Below are 13,692 nucleotides of genomic sequence, written 5' to 3'. Positions count from 1 at the left end.
AAATACGGAGCGGCCTGTCGGGAATGGGCCGCTCTTTTTTCCTATGGCGGCCCACAGAGAATAGGTTGTGCAGGATGAAAAAAGAAGAGGTGAAGCTTATGCTTAATCATCGGATGAAAAAAAGAATCATGACCGTCATTGCGGTTATCGGGGTCATGCTTGCGATCATGGGATGTTCCCCGCAGCGGGGAATGGAAGGGATGTCCGCTCCTGCAGCGGAGCCATCCCCGATGCCTGCGGAGCCTGCAGTAAAGACGCCGGGGAAGGTGGAGCCCGAGCTGCGGTACACCCTGATGATCACGCACTCCAAAAGCGACTACATCTCCTTTACGGATGGGGAGAAAGGGATAACAGACAAGGTCACGGCCGGTGCGTTTCCATTCGGGATCGCCTTGGATGAGACGCGCCGTCGTGCTTATGTGTCGACGGCGGAGGGCGTTGCGGTTATGGATACCAAGCTGCACAAACGCTTGGCTTTGGTTCCATATGAGTCCCATATTAAGGAAATAAAATTCGGGGAATATCGTCCCGGCGGAATGGGCATCGCCGTATCTTCGGATGGCCGTTATGTGTATGTCGGTGTCTACTTGCCGGGCCAGCCCAGCCGGTTGGAAATCATGGATACGGAGAAGCTTGCGATGACCGGAAGCGTTCCGGTAGGGATCCGACCGTTCGATGTGGCTGTGAGCCATGACGGAAGTGAAGTGTACAGCATTGACCATGATTCCTACACCGTCACAATAGTGAATCCGCAAAAGCTTACGGCGCGGCAGGTGAAAGCAGCGCCTTTCGGCACGGGAGGTGGGGGCTTCGAAAAGCCGCACTACGCTATCGTAAGGGAGGATGGACGGCTGCTGCTTCCTTACCAAGGAAGAGGCCTCGTCGTTCTGGACCCGGCTGCGGGAACGTCGGAGACGGAGCCTTTGACCGGGAATACGCATCAGGAGGGGGTAAGCCTGACGCCGGACGGCAAGAAGATGCTTATTGTGGGGAACGGGGCCGCCGGAAGCGCGACCGGAAAGCCGAACTTGACCGTGCTGGACATCGGGACGATGGAGGAACGGATCATTCCTTTGGACCGTCCCCACCAGATGGCGGCGAGCAGTCCGGACGGACGTCTGGCTTATTTGACGGGAGGAGTTACCCTTACCGGCACCGGCTGGGACGGGCTTACGGTGGTAGACTTTTCCGATGGGACTTCGAGGGAGCTGGCTCTGCCGGATTTACCGCTGGATATTGCCGTTATAAAGGAATCGCAAAATTGACCGGAAAAAGGAGCTGCAGAGAGCTCCTTTTTCCTTTGTGATGAGGCTAAACGAGGGGATGCCGAAGGTTATTTGACAATCGGCACATCGGTAATGGAAATGATATTCGCATCGATCAAAGGCGTAACGTCCAGAATGCGGCCTTTAGAGTCGATTTCGACGATTTTCATCACATAGCTTTTTCCATTAATTTCAAAATAGGCGTTATTTCCCGATCCCCCGCTGCTGCTTTTAATTCCCTTCTTGCTAAGCACATCCAGCAGGTCGAACAAATACACGCGAGTGACGCCATTCGTTGTTTTTGTCTCGCTATTGCTGCTCTTCTCCGGCTCTTGTTTGTTCTCCTGGGTGCTCTTCACCGATGAGGAATTCACGATTTTTATATCAGCCAGCGTTATAATTTTTGCCTCAAGCAAAGGAGTGACGTCCAGAATAAGGCCGTTCGAATCGCTGCCCATCGTCTTCAACGTGTATACCTTCCCATCGATTTCGAAGCTCGCCGTATCCCCTGAGCCGCCCCCTCTGTTTTTGATGCCTTTGTTGGCGAAGGTGTTCAATAAATCGCTTAAATAGACCGGGTGCGTTTGTGCAGTGTCCGGTGTGCTTTTCTTCTCGGGCTCCGGCTTCGCCGCAGGAGGAGCAGGCGGAGTGACAGGCGTGCTGACAGGGGCCGTGAGTTCTATGGTGCGTGTCTCTTCTTGATAGACAAGTTCATAGCCTGTCAGCTTGGCCACTTCTCTAACCGGCAAATAGGCGGTTCCTTCGTATACGAGAGGAGTCGTCTCCAGCGGTTTTTCCGCGCCATTCACCTTGAACACGAATTTGGCGAATACCGCCTGGACCTGTTTTCCGATATCTTCCGACGACGCGAAAGCAGTTGCTGCTGATCCGATCAGCATTCCGGCAGTTAGACCGGCGATTAGTTTTTTCATTGCTTAACAGCTCCTGTTCTATATGGGTTTCCATAATGTGGACGAAGGCAAATGGGATAAAGTTACATATATTACAGGTTTTTTATAAAATAAAAATGAGGCTTTATCTTCGAAGTTGATTCAGATGCCTTGTTGGAGATCCGCATAATATCAAAAAAAGGGGACCGGCTAAAGCACGGTCTCCCTTTGTATAAACCCATAGGATGAGCTGCAAGGCTTCGAGGGCCCTTTAGGAGAGGGTAACCTCCACACCCAAAGCGCTCAGCCGGTCCCAATAATCCGGGCAGGTTTTGGATACGCAGCCCGGATCGGCAATTCGGATGCCGTCCGCTTTGACGGCGATCAGCGACAGAGCCATAGCGACGCGATGATCGTCGTACGTATCAAGCAGGGCAGGCTGCGGCTTGCCCGGGTACACCGTCAAGCCGTCCGGGTGCTCCTCCACCCGGATGCCGAGCTTGCCGAGCTCGGTGCAGATAGCGGCAATCCGGTCGCATTCGTGATGCCGGATATGAGCTGCGTCTGTGAGCGTAATAGGGGCATCGGCGAAAGGAGCCAGCGCGGCGATCGTCAAGGTCTGGTCGGACCACCGCTTCATGCTGGCCGTGAACCCTCCCTTAAGCCGGGGGGGCCCGGCCACTTCGATGAACCCGTCTCCGCGGACAACGGTGCAGCCCATCCGTTCAAGCACGTCCAGGATCTCTATATCCGGCTGGCGGGTCCGGTCGGAAATGCCCTCGATGCGGACGCGTCCGTTCGTCTGTGCCGCTAACGACCAGAAGTAGCAGCACGTAGAGACATCCGGCTCCAGAGCCAGGGACTGGGCTTGATACTTGCCGGGCTGGACGAGGACGGATTGGCCGTCCGTCGACGGCTCTGCTTCGATGCCGAAGGCCCTCATCATATCGAGCGTCATTTCGACATAGTCACGCTGTACGACGGCGCCCTCGATTTGCACGGTCAACGGCTCGCGGGCATAGGGGGCCGCCAGAAGCAGCCCGCTGATGAACTGGCTCGAGACATTGCCCGCTATGCTGACGCCGCCCCCCCGAAGACCGTTCGCATGAAGGGTTAGCGGCAGCCTTCCCTGTTCTGCTTCATAGCGGATATCGGCGCCGAGCGCGGACAACGCATCCAGCAGCGGGGCGAGCGGTCTTTCGCTCAGCCGCGGATTGCCCTGCAGCTTCCACGTACCGCGGCCTGCCGCCAGCGCACCGGGCAAGAAGCGCGCGATGGTGCCTGCCGCCCCGAAGTACAGCTCGCCTTCGCGGTTCGGCCAGTCTCCGCCCGTGCCATGAATGACGGCCGTCTCTTCCTCAACCTCGATGTGAACCCCAAGCTGACGCAAGCTTTCGATGCACCAGTACGAATCATCGCTTCTAAGAATCCCTTCAAGACGGGAGCTTCCTTCTGCCAGCGCCGCAATAATAAGTGCGCGGTTGGTCAGGCTCTTGCTTCCCGGGATGGTAATATTCGCCGTTATCGCCGATTGAGGCGGAACGATGCGAACCTCTTGCTTCCCCTTGCAGCGGGACCAAGGAGAGCGAGACTCCCGCCCGTGCGGCTGACCGATCGTATGTTCCATATTTCTACATCCCCTCTACATTGAATGCTTGATGTAGTCTGATTATAATAGGGGAAATGAAATAGATGAAATTCCAATTTCTTTATAATGACATAGAGAGGATTTATATCATGATCAATCTGGAATGGTACCGCATTTTTTATCATACGGCGAAGGCGGGGAACCTGACCAAAGCGGCGCAGGAGCTGTACATCACACAGCCGTCTGTCAGCTATGCGATCAAGCAGATGGAGGAAACCTTCGGGGTCAAGCTGTTTCATCGGCAGTCCAAGGGCGTAAAACTAACGGTAGAGGGCCAGGCGCTGCTGGAATATGTGGAACCCTCCTTTTCTCTCTTGGATGCCGGAGAGGCCAAAATAAACAATCTCAAGCGGCTTACCGGAGGGGAGCTTCGCGTCGGCGCGAGCGATTCGCTGCTTAAGCATATGCTGCTTCCGCATCTGGATTCGTTCCACGCGGATTACCCGGATATACACATTCGGCTCTCACACGGCAAAACGCCGGATATTGTGCACAGGCTCAAAGAAGGGCACATCGATTTCGGCATCGTTCATATGCCGATCGCCGATCCGATGCTGGAAGTGACGGCGCTCTCCGTCATTCAGGACTGCTTCGTAGCCGGCAAAGCCTACAAGGAGCTGGGGGAGCAGCCGTTGACGGCGGAGAAGCTTGGAACACTGCCGCTTCTGCTTCTGTCGCAGGGAAGCAGCACGCGCCGGTTCGTTGAGCAGTGGTTTGCCGGCCAGGGGGTTGCTGTTGAAGCGGATATTGAGCTCGGCAGCATTGATTTGCTGGTAGAGTTTGCCCGCCGCGGCTTTGGTATCGCCTTCGTAACGCGTTCCTTCGTTCAGGATGAATTGGCTGCGGGCAGCCTGACCGAGCTCCGGACGACCGAGCCCGTTCCTTCCCGCTCGGTCGGCATAACCATTCGTAAGGACATGCCTCTGTCGTTAGCGGCTTCGCAATTTCTTATGACGCTGCGGAGCGGGTTCCCGGCGTGGAATGCTGCCCGGTAAGTCGTCCTTGTACAGTAAAGGCCCGCTGCAGGTGATATCCGCATCGGGCCCTTATGAGTTATTCCCCCGCCTTAGCCATATAGCCTACCCCCGGGTACGTGACGATCAGGCTGAGCTTCTCGTCGGCCTGCTTCAGCTTCTGGCGAATACGCGCTATCGCGACGCGCAAATATTCCACATCGTCGCGGTATTCGCTTCCCCAGATATCGCTTAGCAGCTGCTCGTGGGTCATGACCTTGCCGGCGTTTTGAAGCAGCAGAACGAACAGGTTGTATTCGGTTTCGGTGAACTTGATTTCGCTTCCGGCAAGCCAGGTCCTCCTTTGAGCCAGGTTAAGCGTCACAGGACCAAGACGAATCTCGCTGGAGCCTGCCGTCGCGGGCAGGGCCGTGCGTCCATCGATCCTCCGCAGCACCGCATTGACACGCGCGAACAGCTCGTCGAGAGAGAACGGCTTGGTCAAGTAATCGTCCGCACCTAGGTTCAGCCCCCGCACCTTGTCGCTGGAATCGCTGCGCGCTGTCAGGATGATGATAGGTACATTGGAGAAGCTGCGCAGCCGCTCAAGCGCCTCGAAACCGTCCATCCCCGGCATCATGATGTCAAGCAGGAGCAGGTCCGGATCAAAGCTGTCTATCATGTTCAGAGCCTCCGGCCCGCTGGCGCAGGCGGCGGTCTCATGGCCTAATGATTTCAGATTGGCGGAGATGAACCGGATAATCTTCGGCTCGTCGTCCACGATGAGAATTTTATGCTTCTTCATGCCCATCCCCATTCTTCCATTCGTATTTGGGTACGGAAAGGGTAAAGACGCTTCCCGAACCCGGTGTGCTTTCGACGTGAATAGTTCCTCCATGGGCTTCGATGATGCCCTTGCTTATGGCGAGGCCCAGACCGGTTCCCCCCGTATGCCGGCTGGAGGATACGTCGACCCTGTAGAATCGGTCGAAAATATGCTCCAGATGCTCAGCCTCAATCCCGATGCCGTTATCCTGGACCCGGATGTGAACGAATCTGTCATCAGTGGTCGTGGATAGGCGTATGACCGGCTGGCGCTGATTGTAACGGATCGCATTGGTGAACAGATTGACGAGCACCTGCTCCAGCCGCAGTCTATCGGCACAAAGCAGCGGCAAATCGTCGCCGAGCTCCAGCTCGAACGCGGCATGCAAGGCTCCGGTATGCTGAGGCATCCGCTCTATGGCGCTCTGTACGACGGCCTGGACGCGTACAGGCTGCAGGTGGACCCGCAGCGCCCCGGCCTCGATTTTGGAGATATCGAGCCACTCGTCGATCAGATCCTGAATGCGCCCGATATCCTCGCGGATTCCCTCCAGAAGCTCCTGCTTAAAGTCTTCATCCCAGGACGCGTCCGGCCGCAGCAGTGTTTCGACACTGCCCCGAATGCTCGTAATGGGTGTCTTGAATTCGTGCGAGGCGAGAGAAATCAGATCATTCTTGAGCGCGTCGACCTCATGCTCCTTCGTAATATCGCGCCATACGTAGCCCCGGCCGAAGCTGTTCTCCCCGCTGGACACCTGAAAGGCGGCAACCGAGATAAAGCGCTCCTTGCCGCCGGTCCCTATCGCCTTGAATTTGGCGTGGGGCCGTTGCTTCAGTGTAAAAGAGGTCCAATCCTCGTCCGGTTCAGGCAGCAAACCCGTCATGACGTGGAACAATTCCTCTTCCGGCATTTCGAGCAGCTCCGCGGGCTTCAGTCCGAACATGTCCGTCATACGGCGGTTAAAGTAGACGACCCGCCGGTTCGTATCAATAAGCACTATCGCGTCCGACATGCTCTCGAGCACGGCGTTTAACGTCGCGTGCTCATGACGTATGCTGCCGAGCAGCATGTCATTTTGGACTAGAATGGCGATGGTTCCGGACAGTGTATGCAGAAACTTGCGGTCGCTGTCGCTTAAGGTGTCCGTATCGCTGTGTACGACCAATTCGCCGAGAGCAAGGCTGCCCGTTTGAATCGGGATGACGCTGACGCTCCGGTCTGCGTCGAGGACATCTGCCGAGGCTTGCGTTTCATCCTCCCAGCCCTTAAACCGCCCCAAGCCGGAAGAGCCCGTGTGAGGGAACAGCCTCAGCTGGATTTCTAGATGAATCAGCCTGCGCAGTTGAACCATGCTGTCTTCGATGACTTCGTTTGCGTTCTTCCGGGCAGGGACGGGAGTAAGGAGCGTATTGACGATCTCCAGCTCCTGATTTTTACGCAGAAGGCTCTGGGTCCGCTCGGCGACGCGCCGTTCCAGATCAGCGTTCAGCTCGATGAGCGCACGCTGATTCTCCTTGATTTGACCCGCCATCCTGGTGAAGTGATCGGCCAGCATATGAAGCTCGTAAGGCACTCCGCGAGAGGTAATGGAGCGGTCAGGCTCGGGAAAGACCCCATCGGTTAGCCTTCGGGTATAGCCTACCAAGGCATGTATGGTATGGGTCAGCCGTTTGGCCAATAGCGTGCCTACAATGACGGTCAGCAAGAGCGTGATGACCAGCAGCAGAAAGGTCGTTCGGAGCGAATCGGTAAAAGCGGCATTCACGGCCTTGTAGGACCTTGCTACCAGCACGGTCCAATCCAGATCGGGGATCGTCGTGTAGCTTACAAGCTCGTCTGCGCGGTTGACGCCGGAGCGGTAGATTCCCTGTCCTTGCTTCTTTGCCCTGGCCTCTTGGACAGCCGGTTCATTGGATAGATCGGTCAAGGAATCGGTCAGTTCCCCGTCAGGGTGGTAAATGGCTTTCCCACTGGCATCCAGCACGACAGGATAGGCATCGGTGCCGTAGTCATATTTGGTGACCAGCTGTGCTACAGCCTGCATATCCAGCACGCCGACGATGAGACCGTCCCACTGCTTTTGCTCGTTATAGACAGGAGCTGCTATGGCTATGGCAGGTTTGTTCGCACCTTCGATACCGCGAAACAGCGGTGTGATAGTCGTTGACTCGGATGCTTTCACTTGATTAAAATAATCCCGATTCCTAACATCGATTCCGAACAGCGCCGGCTGCTGGCCGGATCCCGGGTCGGGGTATATCGAAGTAACGGCACCATTGCGATTCACAACGAACAGCCTTGAGAAGCTGGGCAGATTCGTTTTGACGGATTGCAGCTTCAGCGTCATGCTCTCGCGGGTTCGAAACGGCGGACTGGACGCGCTGATGGTAGCCGCTACCGTCTCTACGGCATTGCGATGGTAGTAGGTGTAGGTCTGCACGGCGTCTGCCAGCCGGTAGGTGGTCTGCATTTGTGTTTTATTATAATCATTCGTAATGTTTTTGATTTGCTGGACCTGGATGGTGCCAAGGACAAGGATGGGAATAAGGGCGACTATGGCAAACGTAATCGTCAGATGAAGCCGCATTGAGAGTCTTTTCACAGGTTCCTCCAAAAATTTTTTTCAAGTACCGCTTTACCCCTTTATTGTAGCATAAATGCAGTATTTTCAAGCATCGAGCTCGTGTTACTTAAAGTGACAAATTAAATACGAATGAAGGAAATATTCTCGCATCAATTGTCAAATTAACAAAAAAAATATAAACTTATGTTAGTTAGGAAAAAAAGGAATTATAAAACGATATCCAGGAGGTACATCATTCAATGCTTGAGACAACTGTGACTGAAGAGAATCTTAACCCGTTTAAGATCGCCCAACGCCAAATTGAGAAGGCCGCTTCCCTGCTGCAGCTGCCTGAAGAAGTCGTAGAGATTTTGAAACAGCCGAAACGCGTGCTGTCTGTTACTTTCCCTGTCAAAATGGATAACGGCAAAGTAAAAGTATTCGAAGGCTACCGTTCCCAGCATAACGATGCAGTAGGACCGACCAAAGGCGGCATCCGTTTTCATCCGGACGTTACTTTGGATGAGGTTAAAGCTTTGTCCATGTGGATGAGCTTCAAGTGCGGCGTTGTCGGCTTGCCGTACGGCGGCGGTAAAGGCGGAGTCATTTGCGACCCTCGCGAGATGAGCAAAGGCGAGCTAGAACGTGTCAGCCGCGCTTTCATGGAAGCTATTCATGAGATCGTTGGTCCGGAAAAAGACATTCCAGCGCCAGACGTTTACACCACTCCGCAAATCATGGGCTGGATGATGGATACTTACAGCCGCTTGAGAGGTCATAACTCTCCAGGCGTTATTACAGGTAAACCGCTTATTATCGGCGGCTCCAAAGGCAGAAACGAAGCTACGGCTCGCGGCTGCGTATTCGCTATTCAAGACGCTCTGCACGATATGGGTAAAGCGACAGAAGGCGCTACGGTAGCTATTCAAGGCTTCGGTAATGCTGGCCGTATCGCTGCCCGCTTGCTGGCTGAGCTTGGCTGCAACATTGTAGCTGTCAGCGATTCCCGCGGTGCGATTTACGATCCGGAAGGCTTGGATTTGGCAAAAGTGGAGCGCTTGAAAGACCATTCCAACATTTTGGAATATGGCGATTCCCACATCATTCCTGCAAATCAATTGCTTGAGCTGGATGTAGATATCCTGGTTCCAGCGGCATTGGAGAACGTTATTACTTCCCACAATGCATCTCAAATTAAAGCAAGCATCATTGCCGAAGCGGCAAACGGACCTACTACACCGGAAGCGGACGCTATCCTGTTCGAAAAAGGCGTGAAGGTTATTCCTGACATCCTGGCTAATGCCGGCGGTGTAACCGTTTCTTACTTCGAATGGGTACAAAACCTGATGAACTACTACTGGAGCGAAGAAGAAGTAAACGGCAAGCTGAAAGTGGCTATGTCCGATGCTTATCGCGCCGTACAATCCTTGGCTACCCGTTACAAAACCGACCTGCGTACTGCAGCTTACATGATCTCCTTGGAGCGTATCTCCAAAGCGATGGAAGCTCGCGGCTGGGTATAATCGTTCTGCACTTATTATATATTATTTCAAGGCATCCCGTACCAGGGGGTGCCTTTCGTTCGTTAAGAAGCCTTGTGATACGAGAAATAGGTTACATAGAAGGTGGTGTATGCCCCGAAGGAGTTTACGTCCGCCTTTGAAAGCCTTGAATATACCACTGTATTTACAATCAGCATTCAGGGGTTTCAACAGCGGCTGCAGGGGCATATACCACCGGAGCATCTGGCTGTCATTTCGAGTCCGCCGCAGGCTTCTCCACAAATAAGGCATCCCCGTACCAGGGGTGCCTTTTTCCGTCCCGGGAGCCAGTCTAGGCATGTTATCCGCAGCTGCCTTATATACTAAAGTATTCAGACCATCACGGATCATGAGTAAAGAGGTGCTGCGAACATGCTTCACATTGTCGCTTGTATCAAACAGGTACCGGATACGAAGATCATCAAGATGAACCCGAAGACGAACACGATGGATCGGGCCAGTGCACCGGCGATTTTGAACCCGTATGATGCGCACGCGGTAGAAGAGGCGGTCCGCCTGAAGAGAAGGTATGGAGGCAAGGTTTCCGTATTGACGATGGGCCCTCCCCCGGCGGTGAAGGCCATCAAACGCTGCATAGAAATAGGAGCAGACGAGGGGTATCTGATTACCGACCGCGCGTTCGCCGGAGCGGACACGCTGGCAACCAGCTACTCGCTCACCAAAGCATTGGAGAAAATCGGGAAGACCGAGCCGATCGATCTGGTCATCTGCGGCAAGATGACGATTGACGGGGACACCGGACAGGTAGGGCCAGGTATTGCCCGCAGGCTGGACATCCCGCCTCTGACCTCGGTGAACAAGGTGGTGGAAATCAATAAAGATGGAGGCCATATCATCATTCACCGCAAGCTGGAGGACGGCTATGAGGTGATCCAATCGACACTGCCCTGCCTGCTCTCCGTAGAAAAGGATATCAACGAGGTCCCGTATTCCCCTCTCCCCAACGTCATCAAGGCGGCCCGGTACCAGCCTCACATATGGTCGGTTAACGACTTGGAGGATGTAGACCGCTCTCAACTGGGGCTGAAGGGGTCGCCGACCATCGTTTCCTCCGTATGGGCGCCCCAGAAGCCTCAAGGCGGGGAGCTGCTGGAGGGAACAGCAAACGAGCAGGTCGAGAGGCTGCTCGGTATTTTGCTAGAGCGCAAGGAATTGTTCCAGCTTGGGGGTGGAGCTTCGTGAGCTTTGAAGATTACCGTGGCGTCTGGGTGTTTATAGAGGAGAAGGACGGGGTTATAGCTCCGGTATCGCTGGAGCTGCTGGGTGCAGGAAGACGATTGGCCGATAAACGCGGAACAGAGCTTGCGGGAGTTTTGATCGGGGATCAGGTGAAATCGCTTGCCGCAACGGCCTTTGAGTACGGGGCAGACACGATGTATGTATATGATGCTCCTGTTTTCAAGCATTACCGGACCGAGACCTTTATGCGGGCATTACTCGATTGCACGCAAAAATATAAGCCGGAAATCATTCTGTACGGGGCTACTTCCACGGGGAAGGACCTGGCAAGTGCGGTTGCGACCGACCTGCCGACCGGGCTTACGGCCGATACGACCATTCTCGATGTTGAGGAGGATACGGGCTTGCTGCTTGCCAGCCGGCCGGCGTTCGGAGGCAACATTATGGCGACGATTCTTTGCAAAAAGTACCGTCCGCAGATGGCCACTGTACGCCCGAAAGTCATGAAAGCGCTCCCCAGGGAGGCTGGCCGTACCGGCAAGCTGATCGAGGAAACGATCGCTCTTAAGGAAGAGGACGTAAGGACCAAGGTGCTGGAGATTGTCCGCGAGACGACTCATAAGGTGCGCATCGATGAAGCGGATATTATCGTGGCCGGAGGCAAAGGGCTCGGCAGCCCGAGCAGCTTCCAGCTCGTTCATCAGCTTGCCGATGCCTTAGGCGCAGCCGTCGGTGCCAGCCGGGATGTCGTCGAGGCGGGCTGGATCGGGCATCACCATCAGGTGGGGCAGACGGGGGTTACTGTCACGCCCAAAATTTATTTTGCTATCGGGATCTCGGGAGCGATTCAGCATATTGTCGGGATGCAGAATTCCGGCCTCATCATAGCGATCAACAAGGATCCGTCCGCTCCGATATTCCAGTCCTGCCACTATGGAATCGTTGGCGATGCCTTCGAGATCGTACCGTTGTTGATCGAGCAGTTCACCAAGGCACTGGGCAGAAAGGAGGACGGCTATGTCCGAAAAGTTTGATTGTATCGTCGTCGGGGCTGGGCCTGCGGGAATCGCCTGTGCCTATGAGCTTGCCAAAGCGGGGGTTAACGTTCTTCTGTTGGAGCGGGGCGAATATCCCGGCTCCAAGAACGTCATGGGCGGCGTCCTGTACCGCAAAATGATGGAGGATGTCATCCCGGGATTTTATAAAGAAGCGCCGCTCGAACGGCCCATCGTGGAGCAGCGGTTCATGATGCTCGACAAGGAATCCGCCGTCACCTTCGGCTATAAGGGGATGGAATGGGGGCGGGAGCCCTACAACAATTTTACTGTACTGCGCGCCAAGTTCGACCAATGGTTCGCTCAAAAAGCCGTTGATCAGGGCGCTCTGCTGATTAACGAGACGGTAGCGCTGGAATGTATCGTAGAGGATGGGCGGGTCATCGGGGTCCGCACGGACCGACCGGATGGAGATATTTACGCTGATGTGGTCGTACTGGCCGATGGTGTCAACTCGCTCCTGGCCAAGTCGCTAGGATTTCACAAGGAGTTCAGGCCCGATGAAGTGGCGCTGGCGACGATGGAGATCATCAAGCTGGACCGCAAAGTCATCGAAGACCGCTTCAACCTGGAGGAAGGCCAGGGCTGCACGATCGAGCTGTTCGGCGACGCGACGAAGGGGATTCTGGGCACCGGCTTCCTGTACACGAATAAAGATACGCTAAGTATAGGCGTCGGCACATTACTGTCCGGGCTCATCAAGCATAAAATAAAACCATATGAGCTGCTCGAATACGTCAAGCAGCATCCGATGATACGACCGTATTTGCAAGGAGGGGAACCGCAGGAATATTTGGCCCATCTTATCCCGGAGGGAGGCTATTACTCGATGCCGAAGGTGGTCGGCAACGGGGTCCTTGTCGTCGGGGATGCCGCACAGCTCGTGAATGCGATTCACCGCGAAGGCTCGAATATGGCGATGACATCGGGACGCTTGGCGGCAGAGACGATAGTGATGGCGAAGCAAGCGGGCAATTTCTCCGAAGAGATGCTCGATCATTACCGGCAGCGGCTGATGGAAAGCTTCGTCGGAGAGGATTTGAAGAAATACAAGGATTCTACGCATCATTTTGATAAATTCCCGCAATATTTCGAGGAATACATCCCGATGATGAACCGTGCGGCCAGCCAAATGTTCACGGTGGACGGCACCTCGAAGCGGGAGAAGCAAAAGAAAATATGGCGTGACATCGGCACCGTCAAGCAAAAGCTGAAAATAGCGCGGGATATGTACCGGGCATGGAAGGTGATCAAGTAATGAGCGATCAGGCGAAAGGCCAGTCCATCGAAGAAAAGCAGTATCTTCTTCGCTTTAACGCGGATACGAAATCTCATCTTACCGTCTTGGATGCGGATACCTGTCTGACGAAGTGCCCGGATAAAATATGCACGATCTTCTGTCCGGCAGAGGTGTACAAATGGGAGGAAATCCGGATGCATGTCGGCTATGAGGGCTGTCATGAGTGCGGCAGCTGCCGTATCGGCTGTCCCCACCAGAATATCAAATGGGAATACCCGAAAGGTGGTCACGGAATCGTCTTTAGACTGGGGTGATCCTTATGCTGTTTGAGGTTGGAGACCGGGTTGTGTTTAAGCTGGATGGAGCTCGGGGCATTATTGTGGAAGCGGAGCAGGGCATATATCACATCATATGGGAGGATCATTTCAGCAGCTGGGAGAAGGAAGAGGCGCTTGAGAGAGTGAAGGATTAAGGTTTACAGCGAGGACGCGATCACTGGGCCATTCCGTAG

Annotated in this window: 12 protein-coding genes; 8 read left to right on the top strand and 4 right to left on the bottom strand. The window is 54.6% G+C overall.

The genetic code is table 11. The annotated features are described in order from the left end of the window. Window positions 1-74 precede the first annotated feature (74 nt). Window positions 75-1,265 carry a YncE family protein gene (locus GGC63_RS15200; RefSeq protein WP_192703019.1) on the top strand — a complete coding sequence of 397 codons (1,191 nt, stop codon included), beginning with the start codon at window positions 75-77 and terminating at the stop codon, window positions 1,263-1,265. Window positions 1,266-1,333: 68 nt separating this feature from the next. Here GGC63_RS15200 and GGC63_RS15195 read toward each other — a convergent pair whose 3' ends face one another. After that, window positions 1,334-2,197 (bottom strand): stalk domain-containing protein, encoded by an 864-nt coding sequence (locus tag GGC63_RS15195; RefSeq protein WP_192703018.1) that lies wholly within the window; start codon window positions 2,195-2,197, stop codon window positions 1,334-1,336. A 229-nt stretch (window positions 2,198-2,426) separates the two neighbouring features. Beyond that, window positions 2,427-3,782: a 3-phosphoshikimate 1-carboxyvinyltransferase gene (aroA, locus tag GGC63_RS15190; protein WP_192703017.1), complete on the bottom strand. Its 1,356-nt coding sequence runs from the start codon at window positions 3,780-3,782 to the stop codon at window positions 2,427-2,429. 110 nt (window positions 3,783-3,892) lie between these two features. On the opposite strand from aroA, the gene GGC63_RS15185 reads away from it, so the two are divergent. Beyond that, complete coding sequence (locus GGC63_RS15185) at window positions 3,893-4,798, top strand: LysR family transcriptional regulator (protein WP_192703214.1); 906 nt, start codon at window positions 3,893-3,895, stop codon at window positions 4,796-4,798. A 58-nt stretch (window positions 4,799-4,856) separates the two neighbouring features. On the opposite strand, the gene GGC63_RS15180 is transcribed toward GGC63_RS15185, so the two are convergent. Together GGC63_RS15180 and GGC63_RS15175 are read right to left on the bottom strand one after the other, a co-directional pair. Beyond that, entirely contained in the window at window positions 4,857-5,561 is a 705-nt protein-coding gene (locus GGC63_RS15180) for a response regulator transcription factor (protein WP_192703016.1), read from the bottom strand. Then, window positions 5,548-8,184 carry an ATP-binding protein gene (locus tag GGC63_RS15175; protein ID WP_192703015.1) on the bottom strand — a complete coding sequence of 879 codons (2,637 nt, stop codon included), beginning with the start codon at window positions 8,182-8,184 and terminating at the stop codon, window positions 5,548-5,550. The genes GGC63_RS15180 and GGC63_RS15175 overlap by 14 nt, the downstream gene beginning before the upstream one ends. Window positions 8,185-8,405: 221 nt before the next feature. On the opposite strand from GGC63_RS15175, the gene GGC63_RS15170 reads away from it, so the two are divergent. The 6 genes from GGC63_RS15170 to GGC63_RS15145 all read left to right on the top strand — a co-directional run bounded on the left by GGC63_RS15170 (window position 8,406) and on the right by GGC63_RS15145 (window position 13,653). Further along, window positions 8,406-9,668, top strand: coding sequence for a Glu/Leu/Phe/Val family dehydrogenase (locus tag GGC63_RS15170; protein ID WP_079911203.1), 1,263 nt, complete (start codon window positions 8,406-8,408; stop codon window positions 9,666-9,668). A gap of 390 nt (window positions 9,669-10,058) precedes the next feature. After that, on the top strand, window positions 10,059-10,889 hold the full coding sequence (locus GGC63_RS15165; protein ID WP_079911202.1) for an electron transfer flavoprotein subunit beta/FixA family protein: 831 nt from the start codon (window positions 10,059-10,061) through the stop codon (window positions 10,887-10,889). After that, window positions 10,886-11,920 (top strand): electron transfer flavoprotein subunit alpha/FixB family protein, encoded by a 1,035-nt coding sequence (locus GGC63_RS15160; protein ID WP_192703014.1) that lies wholly within the window; start codon window positions 10,886-10,888, stop codon window positions 11,918-11,920. Before GGC63_RS15165 ends, GGC63_RS15160 begins: the two co-directional genes overlap by 4 nt. Then, window positions 11,904-13,199, top strand: a complete 1,296-nt coding sequence (locus GGC63_RS15155; RefSeq protein ID WP_079911200.1) for an FAD-dependent oxidoreductase — start codon at window positions 11,904-11,906, stop codon at window positions 13,197-13,199. Before GGC63_RS15160 ends, GGC63_RS15155 begins: the two co-directional genes overlap by 17 nt. Next, window positions 13,199-13,495 carry a ferredoxin family protein gene (locus GGC63_RS15150; protein WP_179136039.1) on the top strand — a complete coding sequence of 99 codons (297 nt, stop codon included), beginning with the start codon at window positions 13,199-13,201 and terminating at the stop codon, window positions 13,493-13,495. The genes GGC63_RS15155 and GGC63_RS15150 overlap by 1 nt, the downstream gene beginning before the upstream one ends. Before the next feature lie 5 nt (window positions 13,496-13,500). Next, entirely contained in the window at window positions 13,501-13,653 is a 153-nt protein-coding gene (locus GGC63_RS15145; protein ID WP_192703227.1) for a hypothetical protein, read from the top strand. Window positions 13,654-13,692: the final 39 nt, after the last annotated feature.

Source organism: Paenibacillus sp. OAS669 (assembly GCF_014873645.1).
GTDB classification, from domain to species: domain Bacteria; phylum Bacillota; class Bacilli; order Paenibacillales; family NBRC-103111; genus Paenibacillus_S; species Paenibacillus_S vulneris.
This window is presented reverse-complemented; position numbering and strand designations above follow the sequence as displayed.

Bases quoted from the DNA above. Each gene is read 5' to 3' on its own strand.
- GGC63_RS15200 (WP_192703019.1), top strand. From the start codon at position 75: ATGAAAAAAGAAGAGGTGAAGCTTATGCTTAATCATCGGATGAAAAAA.
- GGC63_RS15195 (WP_192703018.1), bottom strand. From the start codon at position 2,197: ATGAAAAAACTAATCGCCGGTCTAACTGCCGGAATGCTGATCGGATCA.
- aroA (WP_192703017.1), bottom strand. From the start codon at position 3,782: ATGGAACATACGATCGGTCAGCCGCACGGGCGGGAGTCTCGCTCTCCT.
- GGC63_RS15185 (WP_192703214.1), top strand. From the start codon at position 3,893: ATGATCAATCTGGAATGGTACCGCATTTTTTATCATACGGCGAAGGCG.
- GGC63_RS15180 (WP_192703016.1), bottom strand. From the start codon at position 5,561: ATGAAGAAGCATAAAATTCTCATCGTGGACGACGAGCCGAAGATTATC.
- GGC63_RS15170 (WP_079911203.1), top strand. From the start codon at position 8,406: ATGCTTGAGACAACTGTGACTGAAGAGAATCTTAACCCGTTTAAGATC.
- GGC63_RS15165 (WP_079911202.1), top strand. From the start codon at position 10,059: ATGCTTCACATTGTCGCTTGTATCAAACAGGTACCGGATACGAAGATC.
- GGC63_RS15155 (WP_079911200.1), top strand. From the start codon at position 11,904: ATGTCCGAAAAGTTTGATTGTATCGTCGTCGGGGCTGGGCCTGCGGGA.
- GGC63_RS15150 (WP_179136039.1), top strand. From the start codon at position 13,199: ATGAGCGATCAGGCGAAAGGCCAGTCCATCGAAGAAAAGCAGTATCTT.
- GGC63_RS15145 (WP_192703227.1), top strand. From the start codon at position 13,501: ATGCTGTTTGAGGTTGGAGACCGGGTTGTGTTTAAGCTGGATGGAGCT.